Annotated in this window: 25 protein-coding genes; 11 read left to right on the forward strand and 14 right to left on the reverse strand. The window is 52.2% G+C overall.

What is annotated here, in order from left to right:
- From KTH90_RS06475 to KTH90_RS06525, 11 genes are all read left to right on the forward strand, one after another.
- Positions 1–549 carry a decarboxylase gene (locus tag KTH90_RS06475; protein ID WP_238726486.1) on the forward strand — a complete coding sequence of 183 codons (549 nt, stop codon included), beginning with the start codon at positions 1–3 and terminating at the stop codon, positions 547–549.
- Positions 550–665: 116 nt separating this feature from the next.
- Positions 666–917, forward strand: coding sequence for a type II toxin-antitoxin system RelB/DinJ family antitoxin (locus KTH90_RS06480; protein ID WP_009258021.1), 252 nt, complete (start codon positions 666–668; stop codon positions 915–917).
- Positions 914–1,303, forward strand: coding sequence for a type II toxin-antitoxin system death-on-curing family toxin (locus KTH90_RS06485; protein WP_238726487.1), 390 nt, complete (start codon positions 914–916; stop codon positions 1,301–1,303). Before KTH90_RS06480 ends, KTH90_RS06485 begins: the two co-directional genes overlap by 4 nt.
- 174 nt (positions 1,304–1,477) lie before the next feature.
- Positions 1,478–1,915, forward strand: a complete 438-nt coding sequence (locus tag KTH90_RS06490; RefSeq protein WP_238726488.1) for a hypothetical protein — start codon at positions 1,478–1,480, stop codon at positions 1,913–1,915.
- Between the two features lie 18 nt (positions 1,916–1,933).
- Positions 1,934–2,173 (forward strand): hypothetical protein, encoded by a 240-nt coding sequence (locus tag KTH90_RS06495; protein ID WP_238726489.1) that lies wholly within the window; start codon positions 1,934–1,936, stop codon positions 2,171–2,173.
- Complete coding sequence (locus KTH90_RS06500; RefSeq protein WP_238726490.1) at positions 2,170–2,541, forward strand: hypothetical protein; 372 nt, start codon at positions 2,170–2,172, stop codon at positions 2,539–2,541. The genes KTH90_RS06495 and KTH90_RS06500 overlap by 4 nt, the downstream gene beginning before the upstream one ends.
- Complete coding sequence (locus KTH90_RS06505) at positions 2,510–3,112, forward strand: hypothetical protein (RefSeq protein ID WP_238726491.1); 603 nt, start codon at positions 2,510–2,512, stop codon at positions 3,110–3,112. Before KTH90_RS06500 ends, KTH90_RS06505 begins: the two co-directional genes overlap by 32 nt.
- 13 nt (positions 3,113–3,125) lie before the next feature.
- A complete protein-coding gene (locus KTH90_RS06510) occupies positions 3,126–3,398 on the forward strand; it encodes a hypothetical protein (RefSeq protein ID WP_238726492.1) in 273 nt (90 codons plus the stop codon).
- Between the two features lie 56 nt (positions 3,399–3,454).
- On the forward strand, positions 3,455–4,588 hold the full coding sequence (locus tag KTH90_RS06515; RefSeq protein ID WP_238726493.1) for a DUF4313 domain-containing protein: 1,134 nt from the start codon (positions 3,455–3,457) through the stop codon (positions 4,586–4,588).
- Positions 4,585–4,908: a hypothetical protein gene (locus KTH90_RS06520; protein WP_238726494.1), complete on the forward strand. Its 324-nt coding sequence runs from the start codon at positions 4,585–4,587 to the stop codon at positions 4,906–4,908. The genes KTH90_RS06515 and KTH90_RS06520 overlap by 4 nt, the downstream gene beginning before the upstream one ends.
- A gap of 76 nt (positions 4,909–4,984) precedes the next feature.
- Positions 4,985–5,683, forward strand: a complete 699-nt coding sequence (locus tag KTH90_RS06525; RefSeq protein ID WP_238726495.1) for a hypothetical protein — start codon at positions 4,985–4,987, stop codon at positions 5,681–5,683.
- Between the two features lie 244 nt (positions 5,684–5,927).
- Here KTH90_RS06525 and KTH90_RS06530 read toward each other — a convergent pair whose 3' ends face one another.
- The 14 genes from KTH90_RS06530 to KTH90_RS06595 all read right to left on the reverse strand — a co-directional run bounded on the left by KTH90_RS06530 (position 5,928) and on the right by KTH90_RS06595 (position 17,829).
- On the reverse strand, positions 5,928–6,110 hold the full coding sequence (locus tag KTH90_RS06530; protein WP_009258011.1) for a helix-turn-helix domain-containing protein: 183 nt from the start codon (positions 6,108–6,110) through the stop codon (positions 5,928–5,930).
- On the reverse strand, positions 6,100–6,513 hold the full coding sequence (locus KTH90_RS06535) for a sigma-70 RNA polymerase sigma factor region 4 domain-containing protein (RefSeq protein WP_238726496.1): 414 nt from the start codon (positions 6,511–6,513) through the stop codon (positions 6,100–6,102). The genes KTH90_RS06530 and KTH90_RS06535 overlap by 11 nt, the downstream gene beginning before the upstream one ends.
- 726 nt (positions 6,514–7,239) lie before the next feature.
- On the reverse strand, positions 7,240–7,545 hold the full coding sequence (locus tag KTH90_RS06540; protein WP_238726497.1) for a winged helix-turn-helix domain-containing protein: 306 nt from the start codon (positions 7,543–7,545) through the stop codon (positions 7,240–7,242).
- 9 nt (positions 7,546–7,554) lie between these two features.
- Positions 7,555–7,923 (reverse strand): metal-dependent transcriptional regulator, encoded by a 369-nt coding sequence (locus KTH90_RS06545; protein WP_238726498.1) that lies wholly within the window; start codon positions 7,921–7,923, stop codon positions 7,555–7,557.
- Positions 7,924–7,936: 13 nt separating this feature from the next.
- Positions 7,937–9,601, reverse strand: coding sequence for an ABC transporter substrate-binding protein (locus KTH90_RS06550; RefSeq protein WP_238726499.1), 1,665 nt, complete (start codon positions 9,599–9,601; stop codon positions 7,937–7,939).
- 22 nt (positions 9,602–9,623) lie between these two features.
- Positions 9,624–10,403: an ABC transporter ATP-binding protein gene (locus KTH90_RS06555; protein ID WP_238726500.1), complete on the reverse strand. Its 780-nt coding sequence runs from the start codon at positions 10,401–10,403 to the stop codon at positions 9,624–9,626.
- Positions 10,397–11,179, reverse strand: coding sequence for an ABC transporter ATP-binding protein (locus KTH90_RS06560; protein ID WP_238726501.1), 783 nt, complete (start codon positions 11,177–11,179; stop codon positions 10,397–10,399). Before KTH90_RS06560 ends, KTH90_RS06555 begins: the two co-directional genes overlap by 7 nt.
- 2 nt (positions 11,180–11,181) lie before the next feature.
- Entirely contained in the window at positions 11,182–12,000 is an 819-nt protein-coding gene (locus KTH90_RS06565; RefSeq protein ID WP_238726502.1) for an ABC transporter permease, read from the reverse strand.
- Positions 11,997–12,932, reverse strand: a complete 936-nt coding sequence (locus tag KTH90_RS06570; protein ID WP_238726503.1) for an ABC transporter permease — start codon at positions 12,930–12,932, stop codon at positions 11,997–11,999. The genes KTH90_RS06565 and KTH90_RS06570 overlap by 4 nt, the downstream gene beginning before the upstream one ends.
- The gene (locus tag KTH90_RS06575) at positions 12,929–14,695 is read right to left on the reverse strand and encodes an ABC transporter ATP-binding protein (protein WP_238726504.1); all 1,767 of its coding nucleotides are present in this window, start codon (positions 14,693–14,695) and stop codon (positions 12,929–12,931) included. The genes KTH90_RS06570 and KTH90_RS06575 overlap by 4 nt, the downstream gene beginning before the upstream one ends.
- Positions 14,688–16,448 (reverse strand): ABC transporter ATP-binding protein, encoded by a 1,761-nt coding sequence (locus tag KTH90_RS06580; RefSeq protein WP_238726505.1) that lies wholly within the window; start codon positions 16,446–16,448, stop codon positions 14,688–14,690. The genes KTH90_RS06575 and KTH90_RS06580 overlap by 8 nt, the downstream gene beginning before the upstream one ends.
- Before the next feature lie 79 nt (positions 16,449–16,527).
- A complete protein-coding gene (locus KTH90_RS06585) occupies positions 16,528–16,725 on the reverse strand; it encodes a cysteine-rich KTR domain-containing protein (RefSeq protein ID WP_207737329.1) in 198 nt (65 codons plus the stop codon).
- Positions 16,722–17,357 carry a TetR/AcrR family transcriptional regulator gene (locus KTH90_RS06590; RefSeq protein WP_238726506.1) on the reverse strand — a complete coding sequence of 212 codons (636 nt, stop codon included), beginning with the start codon at positions 17,355–17,357 and terminating at the stop codon, positions 16,722–16,724. Before KTH90_RS06590 ends, KTH90_RS06585 begins: the two co-directional genes overlap by 4 nt.
- 166 nt (positions 17,358–17,523) lie before the next feature.
- The gene (locus KTH90_RS06595; RefSeq protein ID WP_058722726.1) at positions 17,524–17,829 is read right to left on the reverse strand and encodes a winged helix-turn-helix domain-containing protein; all 306 of its coding nucleotides are present in this window, start codon (positions 17,827–17,829) and stop codon (positions 17,524–17,526) included.
- Positions 17,830–17,838 lie beyond the last annotated feature (9 nt).

Raw genomic sequence — 17,838 nt, forward strand, 5'->3', positions numbered from 1 at the left:
ATGGACGAAAAAGAATTACGCAAGGCACTTGAAATTCATTTGGATACCCTTCGGAGAAATCTGGAAGTCGTATCGCTGGAAGTGCTGAAAACAAAGTACCAAAAACCTTATGAAGAACTGCGGGGGCAAATCTGCAAAGCGGCCACCGAATACACCCGTCATGTAGCTCTATGTGATATTCGTATCCGGCGCAGCCTGTTTGACGAGGCCAAAACCTACATTGATGCAGCAATTCAGCAAACACAGTGCCTGAAAAAGATTTCCGAGGCTGCTTTTCAGCGGCAGGATATGGACGAAATTGCAGCCCTGGCCCATACCTTACGAGAGGAAATTGAAAAATCTCTTCACTATTTCTATCTCGATCACATGTGCCTGCTCGTTACCCGCGAGTGCATCGACGATCCCAATAAGGTCCCGGAGATTTACAACAAGGCAACTTCTTGTGTTTGGCGCGATGGTGCGTGGCTGTTAATGGAAGATACCGAAACGGCCATTTTACTTTCCGCGCCCATCATCAATGAGCTGCCTCCCACGGAAGCTGCCGCATAGATGATGCAGCACTCCTTCCAAGACATTGGTTCCCGTGGCCTTCTTCAATAAAGCATCCTACTCGTTGCATTTGCACATAATATGTAGTATAATTGTAGTGCAAGGAGGTCGATTATATGGATACCAATATGACATTTAGAATAGATAGCCAGGTCAAAGCGCAAATGGCCGCCATCTGCGAGCAGCTGGGCATATCCACATCCACCGCGTTCAACATTTTTGCAAATGCCTTTGTCCGCAATAATGGAATGCCGTTTCCTTTAACTCTTAACACACCATCTGCAGAAATTTCAAGGGAGCAGATGTTGGCGGATACCGATGCGGTTTTAAGTTCTTTCGCTGATGACTATAAGAGGATGGCGGAATGATTTGGGTGACGGTTGAAGATGTTATCGCCATCCATAGCAGGATCATCAAAGCTTCAGGTGGGTTGGACGGTATTCGGGACCGAAATAGTCTGGAAGCCGCAGTCAATGCTCCGTTGCAAACCTTTGCCGGTTTTGATCTTTTTGAAACGGACCTTGCGAAAATAGCCAGAATAGGGTTTGGACTGGCCTCCAATCATGCTTTTCTTGATGGTAACAAACGGATTGGCGCAATGATGACGCAGTTGCTGCTGAAATGGAACGGCTATGCTCTTGAACTGAAGCCCGGCGAACTTGCAGATATGTTTATCTCTATTGCAAATGGCAGTGCGGGAGAGCACGAGCTGCAAGCATGGATCATTCAGCACCTAAAAGATTTTTCTGATTGATCTGCCAGTATTGTATCATTGATACTTTCAATGTTGCTCCACAGAAATAAAACTCTACACTTTTTCTTATTTGACAAATGCCTTGCTATTTGGCAAGGGACACTATCACAAAGGGATCGACAAACAGCGCATTTGCTGTTTGCCGGTCCCTTGTTTTTTAAGGAGGTTACCCTGATGAAACAAGAACAACAGGTGCATATTCAAAAATCCAAAGACGCCCTCTCCTACTATCGCCAAATGCAGAGATTATATGCTGTCAGCTGCGGCGGCTATCTCGGTATCCGCGAATGTGACGATACCTACAACGACTGGAACCGCAAAATAATTGATGCCTACCGTGAACGCTATGGCGCCGCCTATTTAGGCCGTATCAACTACAGTGGGAACCAGAGACAGCGGATTGCTGATGGTACTGAAAGCGTCTTTGAAGCCTATACCGGGCAGCCGCTCTATAACTTTTGCTGTGATTTCTGTGTGTCGGCGCCAGACCGCACACTGGAAGAATTGATTCGGCACTGGAATAATGCAGCTGTTCCCCTCTCCGAAAAGAAAGTTGATGCCATTATGGACCGTATTCAGGTATTATGCGGCCAGACTTTCATCTGGTATTAACAGAAAGGGCGGGAAGCGATGAACTATATCGTCTATGGGAAGAAAATTGGAGCCCGCTGTTATGGCGCTATAAATTTGCATGAAGGAAAAGTTGGAGTCGGCCTGGTTTATGCTACGCTGATCCCAGATTGTGGCCGCGCCAAAATGTATGCTGACAAGCTGGCTGAGATGGTGCCCGGTTTTATCTTCCAAGTTCGCGGCGCCGGCACTCGCAAGGTCTACTATGAAAAGGCCGGCAAGCCGGAGGAACCGGTATGAGTTCTGGGGCGCCTTCTTTTCTTCTCTGGCTCCGGGAGGTCGTTCAGCCGCAAGCAGACCCCCGTTCCGGGAATGCCGCGGCGCTGGATGATTTCTCGCCGGATGGAATGCGGGAGTATTGCTATCCCAAGGAGTTTACGGTGTCCGGCGACGCCTATATGTGGTCGGTTTCAAGCGCCCACACAAAAGGGCGGCATCTCTGCACCCACTACGAAATTTGGTTTTTCGGGCCAGCGTTTGGCTCTGGTCAGAGAATCGCCACCGGCAGTCCTACCAAAGCCAAAATACGGTGCGGTCTAAGAAAAATCTATGATTATTACTACGGAGGGAACTCGAATGAAAACGATCCAGCTCACTTTTCTGTTTGAAGACACAGGCTTCTGCAAGGATGTGTTCCAATCTGTAAACCAGCCCTATTACTACTGCAACCGTGATACGGTTGATGGCACATGGTACACTTCTACCCCGGATGATTATCAAAATGATTGCCGCATCCGAAAGGATGTTATCATCGAGATCATCTCGGATGGGCAGGTGATCGCTCTGGATGGAAACGGGGACTTCGAGGGAAAAAAGCCATTCATCCCCTTCTATACCTTTAGGGAACAACTGGCACAAGCGTTCTTGAATAAACACCCGGGGGTCCACAGTTATGAAGATATGAAACAAAAGCTTCTGTTCCTGCCGGGCGGGGAGCCTTACTCTGACCCGAGCAGCTGTCAGGATAACTGGATTTTTGCCCTTGATTTTGGGAATGAAACCGAACAGGTCATGGAATCTGCCGACTGGATGGGCCGGGAGTATCACATTCTTGCCGTCCAGTACACGCACAAACCCACTGGCTTTGTATTTACGAATTATCGTTTTCGGGCGGCAGTCCTCCAGCCGAATGCCTCCAGCCATGACCTTTTGCTTTATGATTGGCACGAGGACCGTTGAAGGAGGATCGTTTATGGGAGTATTGCTGATCCGAGAATTGAATGTTGATGGCTGCGGCGATTTTGCCGATGTGCTGGTCCAAACTGACCAGCCGGTAACGCCAGAGCAGATGAAAGAGCTGCACCACGAGCTGACACGCCTTAACAACGAACAGGAGTGCCCAGATACGGATGATGTGGTGGAAGAAGCCGTGAAAAACACTTTGGGCGAGACGGCCCGGTGTATCGGCTATGCCCTGCTGGAATATGGCGGGGCCGGCCGTCACTGCGATAAAAATTTTCATTGACTGCCTTCGCCGAGTTATCGACAAGCATTTACATCAAATCAAAAAGGAGAATCACCATGAATATATTGCATGACAAATCTTCTGTCAAAAGTTCCAGCGCAAAATGGATTGACCGGGGTTATGCCCGGGAAGATGTCCATTCGCTCAGACTCCAATATGTCTACACCCCAGAGCAGCGGGAGGCAAACCGTCAGATTTGCGATGCCGGCCCTGACGAGGCGCACCGTAGCATCAAACAGGCAGCTGAGTCAAAAAACGCTGTGATGGCCTCTGTCATGGCGGCCATTGCCAGGGAGTTTATCTGCTATCAGTATGAATCCGAAGATCCGGCGCCTTATGGAAGTTCCCGTTGGGAATTGTTTTTCTGGTGCAACGACTTCAGCAATACACTTCACGGCTATGGGTTGTCCGGGCGTGACTATTCGTATTTCACGCTGTCCTTTAATTTAGCCCAAACCGTCGAACAGCGGGCGGCAGTCTGCGGGCGTGTCCTGCAGTTTTTAGAAACCCGCTTTCATTCAAACCCTAATCTTGAGGTTGCGGTGCAGTACACCACATGGTACGACAAAGGAAAGATCAAAGCGGACGCCAAAAAGGTGCAACATCTTCTGGATGGCCGCCAGTACACCTATGGCACCAAGGAAGGCAAATTTGTTGTGGAGAACGGTCAGCTTCTCTTCCACCCCAAGTATGCCAAAAAATATAACTACCGTGTGGACGATTCTGATATTCTCGCTATATGCTGGGAACTGGATCTGACACCCAACATCAGTACAGTTCCAGCCCAAAGGCCAATGCCGGCCATGGGTAGGCAAGGGCCTCTTACTTTCCCTTATGAAAAGTATGGCTCTGTCCATCCTATCCAGTTAAAGGTATCCGCCTATATGGACGGCAACCTGGCGATTGCCATGCACACATGGGAAAATGGCTATGCGGAGCCCTGGGCCTCTCTGACGGTCAATCTGGACGGGGAACGGGGGAAAGACTGCGCGTTCATCGATACCAATGGCGACGCCGATTTCCCGGTCTGGCTGATCCGCCACGGATTGGCTATCCCTACCGGAGCAACGCAGCGCAGTGGTTACTGTGAGTATCCAGAGTACCGCTTCCGGGCAGACCGCCTGCGTGAACTGGACCCAGAGGGGTACGCTGAATATCTATCATTGCAGGAAGGGAGGCGCAGCGCATGAAGTACAAGGAAGTCTATTTGGTGCTAAACCAACGCAAATTAGATGCTCCAGGCTTCCACTACTCTGATTACAGCGGGTGGCGGGCTGCCAACCAGTCTTATATGACCCGCCAGTGCCCGCTCTGGATTGTGGCAGAAGACCCGGCTGCTGGCAGACGGATGTGGATCTGCCACGACGGCTCTGCGTTGAGTGTCACCATCTGCAAAATGAATTCAGAAGGGCATAACTGTGGCGTCAGTCATCGCCTCCCCTGCAAAAACCGCACGGAACTGGCTGCAACTCTGCGAACTCTTTTTTCGATGAGCGAATCTGTTGCATAGATTGAACAATTTATGAAGCAGGGGGGAAGACCTCGATATAATTTTGAACATAAATTCAAAGTCAGGAGACATTACCATGAAAATCAAATTATACCCCAAAGAATTACTGGAAGCCGCTTGGAAGCAAGACAAAAAGCTTTATGCTCATGGCGATGCAGCGGCCCCTCCCAAATGCCTGCGGTGTGGCTCTCCTCTGGCAGCCCACCTGATGGTCAATGCCCTCAGCCGCTATGCGGATGTGCAGATCTGTGAAGCCTGCGGCATGGATGAGGCCCTTCGGGATGCCGCCCATACGCCCCTGCCCCTTGCGGAGTGGGATGCCGTCAAGTCTGGACATCTGAAGAAAAGCGCAGAAAAGTCCACCTGTTATCTGGTGCAGACCTGCACTTTTTCAGAAGTGTTCAAGCACACCTACAAGCCTCCGATGCAGCTCATCGAACGCCCCGTCAGCGAGCTTGCTTATTCCCGTTCGGATTATGATGGATACCGCTGGTGGACAACCTGGCACAATGAGAGCGGCAAAAAGACACCGCCAGAGTTGGTAAAAGAAATCGATGAGTTTCAAAATGCCCTATTCAAGTTGCCGGCCTTTAAGACGCTGGAGACCATGAAACGCTTCTGCCGATATGCCGGGACTACCAGTGATCCGACTGAATTTAACCTCTATTCTGAAACGGCACATTTGTACATCCGGATTCGGCTGATCACTCGGTTTCGGGATTACAACGCCTATATCTACTACTATGATAAGGCTGCCGCTGGAGAGGAGCAATAAAATTGCAATAAGCATTTTGCAGAGATTCTTTTCGGAGCGATCTGGCAAAAAGGAAATCGTGGTAGGGTAAGTTTTATCGCGGTGTGGCCTCACCCGTAAAGGTGAGGCCCATAGGTTATATCGGAATAAGCGCACAGCAGCATCCAACTACTGCTGTGCGCTTATTTTTTTCTCTTAGTACATCCTGCTTGAATCCACGGGAAAGGCCCCGAGATCAAAAGGTCTCGGAGCCTTTCTCATAAATTCAAATTCGGAACAGTTTGATGGCTCGCATCAATGTAATGCACTGCTCCTGGTATAGATCCTCATCCAGCCGGCCGTCAATTACAGAATATTTGAGCAGTAAGGGTCGATACATATTCAAAATATCGGTAATTGACTCCAGATCACCTTCCTTTGCCTGAAACAACAGTTGTTCAAATATCATGTTTTTCCACCCCCTCAATACTTTTTCTCAACTTTTGAACAGCACGGTAATAGACTGCGGCTGCACCTTTATAAGTCAGGCCCAGTCTTACACCAATCAAGTCAAAAGGGCAGTTGTCCAAAACATGCGACAGGAACACATACCGCTCGCGTTCATTCAACCGCTTGAGTGCATAGAAGAGCGCATTACTTTCGATCACATCCCATAGAGGAAGGTGCTCTGTAATCTCTTGTTCCAAAGTCTGTCCTGTGGTATAGGTTGTATCGGTCAGTATTTCACTGTTGCTGTATTGGTTGAGCATGTTCAGGTAATCGCGCCGTGTGCGTTTTACTGCCTGGATTAAGTAACCTGTAAATCTGATTTGCAGTTCTTCCTCTATTTGTCCATTATTTCGATACCGCATGGTCTTGTCCTCCAAATGTTCAAGAATTTTTGGAAATCTTGAACATTTGGAGGGGACCGGCACCGAACTAATGGGCGTCTTCGTGTTCTATATAAAACAACACAGCCGACCACACACCACAAAGGTGAGCAATCGGCTGTGTGATACACATAAAGAAGTCCGTCACGACTTCCGACGCCCGCAGGAGGAGGCTTGTCACTTGTCTTGTGATGTTCCCGCCCTGTCCTCCGAAAAGGGCGGCAGAAGGACCATATTCGATAGTAAACTGTGTGTCGAAATGTAAGCAGATGGGCGACGAACCTTTTTATGTGCATGGCTTTCAAATTTTCCATGCGCATTTGGCTCCTTGCCATCTGAACCGCACTTTGCACACGAACCTGCATTTCCCATTAGAGCGGGCAGCAGGTCTGCCAATGATCCAGGTTCAGTAATTTGATTTTTTTGTAGAATTTTGTCGGGAATTAAAAGGAAAGGCGGCCTCATTCATTTAAGAATAAGACCGCCTAACGCAACTTGAAATTCCCTCTGCTATTTTGATTTTTAACTTTCATACACATTCCTCCCGTTTTTCAAAGTCGCCTATATGGTTAGAATTTATCTCCATTGTATTCGGTAAATCTGACCAAATTCTGACTGAGTTTTCACTTTTTCCATTTTAATTCCAATTTTCAACATGGCAAAAGGGAGCAACCTTCATTGATCAACAAAGGCCGCTCCCTTTTACTTCTACTTCTCAAAGCGATAACCGTATCCGTGTACCGTTTGAATCGCATTGATATTTAGTTTTTTTCGTATCTTGTAGATCCGGCTGGTGACGCTTTCGAGGCCGGAAGCAAAGTCATCAGACATTGCATATTGGTAAAGCTGCTCCCGGGTAAAGGTCCAGCCGGGGTGTAAGGCCAGATAATATAAAATGTTGAACTCCATTGTAGTCAACTCCACAACTTGTTCATTTACATAGACCCTGCGTTGGTTTGGGTCAATACGCAAATTCCCATATTGCAGTACAGCTACCCCCGTCAACAGCTTCACCTCCCGCGACTATTTCTTTTTGTCCATACTTTGCTTTAGATGCCGAAAGCTATTCTCGCTGATCACATGCTCCATGCGGCAGGCGTCCTGTTCGGCTGTCTTTAGATCAACACCTGCCTCCGTCAACAAGCGGGTAAAGAAGCAGTGTTTCTCATAGGTCTGCTCGGCTACCTCCCGGCCTACATCGGTCAGGCGGAGGAAGAAGTCCCCGTCCATGGTGAGAAAGCCGCCCTCTTTCAAGGTAGCTACCGCATGGCACACACTGGGCTTGGACACTCCCATGTGCCGGGCCACATCTACGGAGCGTACCATCCCTCTTTCCTTTTGGAGTACCAACACGGCCTCCAGATAGTCCTCGCCCGACGCATGGAGTTTCATTGGAATACCTCCCTTATTTCAGATGGATCGCCGCAACATCCACATGGTTTGGAATACTGTTGAAAGTATAAGATTCAATTACTTCGTTGTTAAATACGGCATACTCGTTTCTGTAATTGAGCGGAATCACCACACTGCTCTCATTGGCGGAGTCCAGCGCCGCAGTATAGATCTCCTGAACGACTGCGGGATCATCTGTGTTGTAAAGCCCGCCAATCAGTTCCTTGGCCTCCTCGTCGCTCATGGTAGCCAGGGCCTTTGCGACCTGCGGATCGGTAGAGTAGATACCGCTGGGGTCAGCATAGTCAGTAGACGGATACATATTTGCCACGAAGGTGTATGGGTCATAAGGGAACCAGTAGCTCATGTAGGCGGTCATCTCGTAGTTGTCCTCCATGAACACCTGCTGCATGAAGGCCATCAGGTCGATGGGATTGGTCTTGATCTCAATTCCCAGTTCAGCCATAGAGCTCTGGAAAAAGAGCACCATGTTGTCATAAACGCCCGTAGAGGGGTAGGTGATCGTAAAGGAAAGCACCGTTCCGTCCTTCTCCCGGATGCCGTCCCCATCGGAATCGACCCAGCCGGAGTCCTCCAGCAAGGCAATCGCCCCATCCATATCGTAGTCCGGGGTGGACACCGTGGCGGTGCAGTAGGGCATATCCGCAGGCATCACCGAGTCCGCCTTTGTGCGCAGACCGGAGTAAATATTCTGCGCGATAGATTCCTTGTCAATCGCCATCTGGATGGCTGTGCGGACATTCAGATCATCCAGCGGCGCCACCTCATCGTTCAGCGCGATAAATTCCGTCACAAAGTCAAAGTCAGAGATCACGCCGGTGATTCCCTCCACCTGGGACAGTTCCAGATAGGAATTGGCGTCCAGCGTATCAGACCCCATGATAAAGTCAACCTCGCCGGCCCGCATGGCGGCAACCTTGGACTCTGGAATCACCTTTACGGTAAAGCGGTCCACATCTGGTTCCTCGCCCCAATAGTTCGGGTTTTTCACAAAGGTGTATTCCGTTGCGGTTTCATTCACGCTCTCAAACATATATGGGCCGGTGCCTGGAGTGTGGGTCATCAGGTATTCGGTATTCAGAGAGCCGTCCTCATGGAAGGCTGCTGCGGAAAGGATACCACGGGGCATCACCATGGAAAGATCGTTCAGGACATTGTAATAAGGCCGGCTCAGGTGGAAGGAGACGGTGTACTCGTCATCCACTGTGATTTCAGTGGTCAGCATGTCAAGCTGACCATAATTGGCACTGGTGCCAATTACCGGCTTCATATTGTCGAAATAGAGCTTGACCGCCTCAGCATTGAAGGCGGTGCCGTCATTGAACTGCACATCGTCCCGCAGATGGAAAGTATAGGTGAGGCCGTCATCCGAGGCAGCCCAGTCTGTCGCCAGGCAGGGCAGGTACTCACCGTCCCGGTATTCGACCAGTCCCTCATAAAAATTGTTCATGTAATAGGTGGCCTCATAGGACTGCACGCCGGGGGCAAATCCCATGGAGAAATTGGCGCTTTGCGCAATGGTGATGGACCGTTCCTCCTCGACGGCAGGCGGTGTTGAGGAAGAAGCGGGGTCTGGATCATTTGAAGTGGTTCCGCAACCGGCAAGAAGCATGGCGCTCATAACGCCGGTCAGCAGAAGGGACAAGAACTTTTTCATGCTGTTATTCTCCTTTTTTGATTTATTGCAAGGCCCTCCGCTTGGAGCGGACTGCCTTTACAAGCTCTTGTGAATAGGGCTCCTGAAAATCAGAGAAGCTCCTGGGGTGCTCAAGTGTTTCGATGATTTTGCCCCTGCGCATGACATGAATCGTGCCAGCCATATACATGGCGGTGTCCAGATCGTGGGTAATCACCAGAAAGCTGATCTGGAGCTCCGTTTGAAGCTCCTTTAGAAAATCCAGCACCTGCTTTTTCAGCGTGACATCCAATCCGCTGAAGGACTCGTCAAAGATAATGTGTTGGGGCTGGGCGGCCAGAGCGCGGGCAATACACAGCCGTTTTTGCTGTCCGCCGGAGAGTTCATCCGGCCGGCGGCGGAGTGTGTCCCGTTCCAGCCGTGCCATGTCCAGCAGTTCAAGACACCGCTGTTTTCGTTCCTCCGCCCCCATGTGGAACAGCAGCCGCAGGGGCTCCTCCAGAATAGACCCCACGCTCTGGTGAGGGTCTAAAGACCCCAAAGCGTTCTGCATCACAAGCTGGACCTTCCCTCTTACAGCGCGGAGTTCCTTTCTTCTGCAGGCGGACACCTCCAGACCATCCAGAAACACCCGCCCACCGTCCGGCCGCTCCACATAGGACAGCACTCTGGCTAAAGTGCTCTTGCCGCTCCCGCTTTCTCCCACGATGGCGGCCACGCCTCCATCTCCAAGCTCTATGGAGACATCCGAAACCGCATCGAACACGGTATGCCCGCCGCCTGGGATCTGATATTGTTTTGTGATATGTTCCGCTTTCAGCATAGTCCCTCCTGAAAGAGTACGCTTGCCTGCACAAGCTGCCTGGTATATTCGTGCTGTGGATCAGAAAATACCTCCCGCGTTTTTCCTTCCTCGATGATCTCGCCGGCTTTCATAACGGCTACGCGGTCGCACAGTCTCGCCGCCACGCCAAAGTCATGGGTCACCACAATCATGGAGACGCCGGCCCGCCTCAGCTTCTCCAATTCATTTAGAATGAGGTATTCGCTGGCCGCGTCAACAGCGGTGGTAATTTCGTCTGCAATGATCAGTTCCGGGCGCTGCAGAATCGTCAGGGCAATCATCACGCGCTGCAGCGTGCCGCCGGACAACTCATGGGGATAGCTGTTGATGATTTTTTCCGCATCAGGCAAATTGACATCCGCAAGCGCGGCAGCCAGCCGCCCCCGGAACTGTGTCCGTTCCCTGCGTCCTTTCAGCGAAAAGCCCAGTTCCATCTGTTTCCCCAGCTTGAGCATGGGCGCAAAGGCGGTCATGGGATTTTGCGGAATCATACTAATCTGCTTGCCCCGATAGCCGTCCAGCTCATTCAGCTTCACCGCAAGCATTTCTTTCCCGTTCCATTGTACGCTTCCGCGCAGGTCAAAAAGCCGTGGATTCAACAGCCGCATAATGCACTTGCTGGTCATGCTCTTTCCGCTGCCGCTCTCCCCGATCAGGCCAAGGGCCTCTCCGCTTTTTACGGAGAAGCTAACGGAGCGCACAAGGGTTTCTTTTGTCTGCTTTGTACGGATGGATAGATTGGTAACTGTCAGCATGGCTATCCCTCCCTCGGTGCGCAGATGTCCCGCAGGGCCTCCCCGAACAGGTTAAACCCTGCCGCGGCAAACAGAATGCAGAGCCCCGGATAGACCAGGAACTGCGGATGGCTGAACATCAGTTTATTGGCATTTACAAACATGGCGCCCCACTCCGCCGTCCCTGTTTCCAGCCCCAAGCCGAGAAAAGCATAACTGGAGATCATAATGATGACAGAGGACAGCCCTGTGCTGTACAAAACCAGAAGGTGCGGCAAAATATTGGGGATGATATGCCGGAATACAATACGCAGCTCCGAACAGCCGGACATCCGGCAGGTGATCACATAGGGCTGATTCCGCTCCCGAAGCACATGGGTGCGGACCACCCTCGCGTTCCAGACCCACATGGCGATTACAATAGACAGGACGATGCTGGCCGCTTTTGACTCAAAGAGCCCCACCAGGGTGATGGCAACGAGGAAAGGGGGAAAGGCCATAAAAATATTGGAGACCACTTCAAATATGCGGTCCAGCGCCCCGCCGATATAGGCGCACAGGGTAGCCACCACGGTGCTGATAACCGCCAGTAACAGCAGTGTGGGCAGCGCGATACTCAGGGAAGCCCTGGCTCCGTAAATCAGGCGGGAGAGGATGCAGCGTCCAAGTTCATCCGTTCCAAGGGGGTACTGTGCGTCCGGCGGGGCGAAGCTGTGGGCCACATTCAGCTGCATCGGGTCATTGGGCGCAAAGACTGGGGCCAGCAGCATCACAAGAAACACGAGAAGCATCATGGCAAGGCCGAGGACGGCCTGCGGGCGGTGCATGATTTTGCGGATCATAGGCCGCCTCCCTTCTGACTCTGCGGGTTTAGAAATGCGTTCACGCAGTCCGCGATAAAATTGACCAGGACGAAAATGACGGCGGTGAGCAGTACACACGCATTGATGGTAATGGTGTCTCTGGCTCCCAATGCAGTGACCAGCATGGACCCCAGCCCCGGGATGGAGAACACGCTTTCCACCATGGCGCTGCCCGCAATCATAAAGCCGAAGCTCTGCGCCAGCATGGTGATCAGCGGCGGCAGCGCAAACCGGCTCACCAGATTGGCGATTTTCCACTCCGATACGCCCCGGGCCCTGGCATACAGGACAAAATCGCTGTTATACCCATCCAGGAGCGAGGACCGAAACACACGGATGTTGCCGGCGGCCATAGGAATAGCCAGCGCCAGGGCCGGAAGAATGAAATCCTTCAGGCTATCCGCTCCCATAATGCTGAAAATAGGGATATAAACCGCGAAGGCGAGCAGGAGCATGAAGCCAATCCAATAATTCGGCAGAGACATACAGATGATGCCGAACAGGTAGATGCTCCGATCCGCCAAGCCGCCTTTTCTGCTGGCGGACAACACCCCCAGCGGAATACTGAGCAGAGTGGCAAACAGGAGCGCCATGGCAGCCATAACCAGGGTGGGCCGGATGGAAGCCGACAGTTCTTCCACAATTGGCCGCCCGGTGTTATAGGAGTTTCCAAAATCCCCATGCAGGGCGTTCCACAGCCAGGAGCCGTACTGCTGGAGAATCGGCTGGTCGAGCCCAAGTTCTTCCCGCACCAGTTCAACCTGCTGCGGGGTGGGACGGTTGTAACGGCGCACTGCCAGCGCCTCGGCCGCATCTACTGGGGACAGGTTGGTATAAAAGAAAGTCAGGATCGTGACGCCAAACAGGACAATCACCAGCAGGCCGATCCGGGCCAATAGTTTCTTGCTCATACCTCCGCTTTAACCTCGTTACTTTTCCGCTCCGCAATACGCCACGATTCTGCGGATCTCCGGGAGCAGACAAAATCCGCATAGATACCGCCCTGCTGCATCAGTTCCGCATGGCGGCCCCGCTGCACAATCCGCCCTTGATCCAGTACAAGAATCTGATCCGCCTCCTGGACAGTTTTCATCCGGTGTGCGATCATAACCAGAGTTTTCCCGGCGGTCAGGGCCTTGACTGCCTCCTGCAGCTCCGCCTCGTTCTCGGGGTCAACATTGGCTGTGGCCTCGTCCAAAATGATGATCGGCGCGTCCTTGAGCATGGCCCGTGCGATGGAGAGCCGCTGGCGCTCTCCGCCGGAGATCGTGGCGCCGCTCTCACCGATGATGGTATCGTAGCCATCCGGCAGGGCCGTGATAAAGTCATGGCACCGGGCCGTCTTTGCCGCAGCCACCACCTCCTCATGGGTGGCGTCCGGCTTGCCGAACTTGATGTTGTTCTCAATGCTGTCGTTGAACAGGTACACGCGCTGAAAGACCATGCTGAAATTGTGCATCAAACTATCCAGCGCATAGTCCTTCACATCAATGCCGCCCAGCTTGACCGCACCGCTGTCCACATCCCAAAACCTTGCCATAAGACTGGTGAGGGTGGTCTTGCCGGAGCCGGAGGGCCCCACGATGGCAGTGGTTGTCCCTTCCGGTATGGTAAAGCTGACATCGCGGATGATTTTTCGCTCTCCATAGGAGAAGTCCACATGCTCGAAGGAAATATCGCAGTGTTTCGGCGTCTGTACGGAGCCGCCCTCGTCCATCCGGGGAGCGCGGTCGATTTCCTCCACCCGGTCGATGGAGGCGTCGATCATGGGCAGCATAAAGAACATCTCGCCGGCAGACTCCAGCTCGCTATATACCAGGAAAGCGGAAACCACCACCATCAGGCAGGTAAAGAGGGTCATACTGCCTTGCAGGAAAAACCAGATTGAGAGCAGAATCGCCGCCACCGCCGTGACACGCAGGACGATCTGCTCCAACACATTGTAGGGAATACGCTTGCGCTCCAGCTTGAAATTCTGCTGCTCCGTCTCCTCAATCGTGCGGTTCAGCGTCTGATTGGCCGCTTTGTCTCCATGGAAAGCGCGCACCACGCTCATGCCCTGTATGTATTCCAGCACAGCGTCCACCAGCCTTGTCTGGGCTGCCAGCCGCCCCGGAGATAACTCTCTGGATTTCTTCAGCAAAAGTGAGTTGACCCAGAGGAACAGAAGCATACCAAGCAGGAATACCAGCCCAATGCGCCAATCAAAGCACAGGATCGCCAAAGAGAAGATGGTGGTCCGAATCATACCCACCACCGTCCGGGCGATCACCGCAAAGGACATGCTCTCCAGGTCCTCCATGGTGGAGGTGGCCGCCGCGGTGAGGCTGCCCAGGCTCTGGGCGTTGAAGTAGCCCATGGGCATATACTTCATGCGCTCCCCGATATGGATGCGCTTTTCCGCGCACATCCGGTAATTGGCGTGCCCCTCGCTGTTGTGGGCCAGATACCAGCACAGGGCGGCTCCGGCCACGCTGACCGCCATGATCCCAAAGGCCATCCATGGGGTGGCCCCGGTCATGTTCTGCTCTACCAGGGCGCGGAGCACGACCAGCAGCGCCACAAACTGCAAAGCCTCAAAAATGCTCCGTAACAGTTCAAAGGCCATTCCCTTATACCAGGTGCCTTTCTGCTCCCCGGCAAAGCGGAAAAACCGTTTATATGCGTCAAACATGCTTGCCACCTCCTTCTCTCCTGTCCGCATCTTTCGCCTGCGTGTGGGCCGCCCACATCTGCGCGTAGAGGGGACACCGCTTCAGCAGTTCATCATGCGTTCCCGCGTCCAGGATTTTTCCCTGTTCCACCACGGCGATTTGGTCTGCATCGGTGATGGTGCTCAGGCGGTGGGCGATGACGATGAGCGTCTTTCCACGGGTCAGCCTGCCGATGGCGTCCTGAAGCACCGCCTCGTTCTCGGGGTCCGTGTAGGAAGTCGCCTCGTCCAAAATCACAATCGGGGCGTTTTTCATCATGGCCCGCGCAATGGCGACCCGCTGGCGCTCCCCGCCGGAGAGGTGTCCGCCTGCGCCGCCCACCACAGTGTCATATCCATGATCCAGACCCATGATGAAATCATGACAGCCGGACGCCTTTGCCACGGCCTCCACTTCATCGTCGGTGGCCTCCGGCCGTCCCATACGAATATTTTCCCGGACAGAGACATTGAACAGGAAATTATCCTGGGAGACATAGCCGATAAGATCCATTACCTGTTCCGGCGGCAGGTTTTTCACATTCACCCCGCCGATGGTGATACTCCCGCCGCCTGCGTCCCAATAGGAGGCGATGAGTTTGGCGATGGTGGATTTGCCGGAGCCGGACGGCCCCACCAGCGCGGTGGTCGTGCCTTGCCGGATGTTCAGCGTGACGCCGTTCAAAACCTGCTTATCTTTGTAAGCGAATGTCACATCCCGCAGGTCAATGTCCAGCCCATGCAGTTCTTTCCTCTGCGCAGGCCGCTCCAGATCCGGCTCGGACAGCACAGCGCCAATTTCCCCGGTGATGGTCGCAATTTTGGAGAAATCATCGGTCAAAAAGATCGCCGCTACCAATGGCCCCACGATACCGAGGGACAGGATTGCAATCGTGATAAAATCCGGGGCGGTCAGACTGCCATTCCTATAAAAGACACACCCAATGGGCAGAACGCCGATCAGCACAGCGGGCCAAATGGTCATCATCAGGGCGGAGTAGCCCTGCGTGGACTTCATCCAGTCCAGCATGAGGTCTGCGCTCTGCCGCACAGCCTGCGTGAACTTGCCATAAGAGGCCGCGCTCTGATTAAACGCCTTGATGACTTCAATGCCGCCTATGTACTCCACCGTGGTGGCGCTCATGTGTTTACTGGCTTGAACAACCGCACCATATTTTTTCGGGTACTCTTTCATCTGGGCCATATAGCAAAGCATCCCGATGGGGATGGTGATAAGCGACACCAACGCCATGCGCCAGTCCAGGAGAAAGAGGTAGACCACAATAGCGACAGGGACCAGCAGATTAGAGGTCATTTCCGGAATGATGTGGGCCAGCGGGACCTCCATCTGTTCCACACGCTCCACCATGGTTGTTTTCAGGCGGCCCGATGGCGTATTGGTCAGATAGCCCATGGAAACGCGGGTCAGCTTATCCGCCACAGCCCGCCGCAGTTCCGACAGCACATGGAAAGTGGCTTCATGGGAGCATCGGGTGGAGATGCCGTGAAGAACAGACTTGAGCAGATAGGCAATCAGGGCAACTGCTCCCCAGGTCAGATAAATCGAAAAGTTCTTTTCACCAGAAATAAGCAGGTTGACCATTCTTGCCACAGCAAAGTATGGTATCATCCCGCTGGTCACGCTGAGAACAGCAAGAACAGTGGAGGTAATAAAACCCGCTCGGTGCGGTCTGATAAATGCCATCAAACTAAATGGCTTCCTTTGTTTCTGCATCGTATCCCTCCTACAAGTTAGCGACTTCTAACCAATCAACAAAGAAAAAGGCCGACAACCCACAGGATTATCCTGTAAATCATCGGCTCTGCGTCTTTGCGTCTGGCTCTGACAATATGATGTTTTGTCCCTGCACATCAACGATGTGTTCCTTTCCGCATTTGGGACAGAAAAGCGGAAAACGCTTTAGAACGGTGTCTGGATTCACCTTGGTGCGGGTCTTGTTGCCGCAGGTAGGGCAGTGAATCCAGCCGCTTCGGTCAATCCACCCGCTCAATGGTTTTCACCTCCATCTCCGAAGAAGATGGTTTTCCAGCCGGCGGTGTAAAAACGCCGCATCCTCTGGATATGCTCGACCGCCTGATCCTTTGGCATATCGTGGATGACCACCTCGAACATCCCGGTATAAAAGGCGCTGGACAGCAGATGGCCCAGCTCCGGTGTAAGGCGGCCGCTGGAAATTGCGTCGTTCCCGGACGCCTGAATATAGCGCATGGTACATTGGTTGTCCAGTTCCACGATCCGGTGGAGGAATTCCTGATATGTACTGTTCTCTCCACTGGTTAAAAGCAGCTTGAACTCATCGAAATGATCGTAGATATAGTCCACAGAGGCCCAAAAACCGTGGTCGGAGAAGGAATACATTTGACTGGTCTGTTCGACTCCGGGCAACTGGTTAAACTGCTCTAAGGTTGATTGAATCAGACCACAAAAATCATCCATGGCAGGCTGTACGAGGGAACGGTACAGGCTCTCTTTGTCCGGATAGCGGATGTAGATCGCCCCTTTGCTGGAGCCAGCCTTTTCTGCAATCGTCTGTAAGGAAGCCCGCTCATATCCGTTTTTTAGGAACTCCTGCTTGGCTGCTTCCATCAACTTTTCTGTTACTCCTGCTACACGCTTTGCCATGTGTCACCCCCAAAGTTCAAAACCATTGGTTTCAATCTAACGGTTTTAATATAGCACAAATTGATTTATTCGTCAATAGCGAGAACTCTTTCGGCAACGCTTTCCTTATATGCAAGCACTATAAAAAGGGGTGGTACACCTACGATTTGATGCACCAACCCCTTTTTTACTTTTCAAAGCGATAACCATACCCATGCACAGTTTGAATCGCATTGATATTTAGTTTTTTCCGTATCTTGTAGATCCTGCTGGTAACGCTTTCAGGGCCAGAGGCAAAATCATCGGACATCGCATATCGGTAAAGCTGTTCCCGGGTAAAGGTCCAGCCAGGATGTAAGGCCAGACAGTATAAGATATTGAACTCCATTGTGGTCAACTCCACAAATTGTTCATTTATATAGACCCTGCGTTCATTGGGGTCAATACGCAAATTCCCATATTGCAGTACAGCTACCCCCGTCAACAGCTTCACCTCCCGCGA

It is taken from the genome of Diplocloster modestus (assembly GCF_019042245.1).
In the GTDB taxonomy this organism is placed as follows: Bacteria; Bacillota; Clostridia; order Lachnospirales; family Lachnospiraceae; genus Diplocloster; species Diplocloster modestus.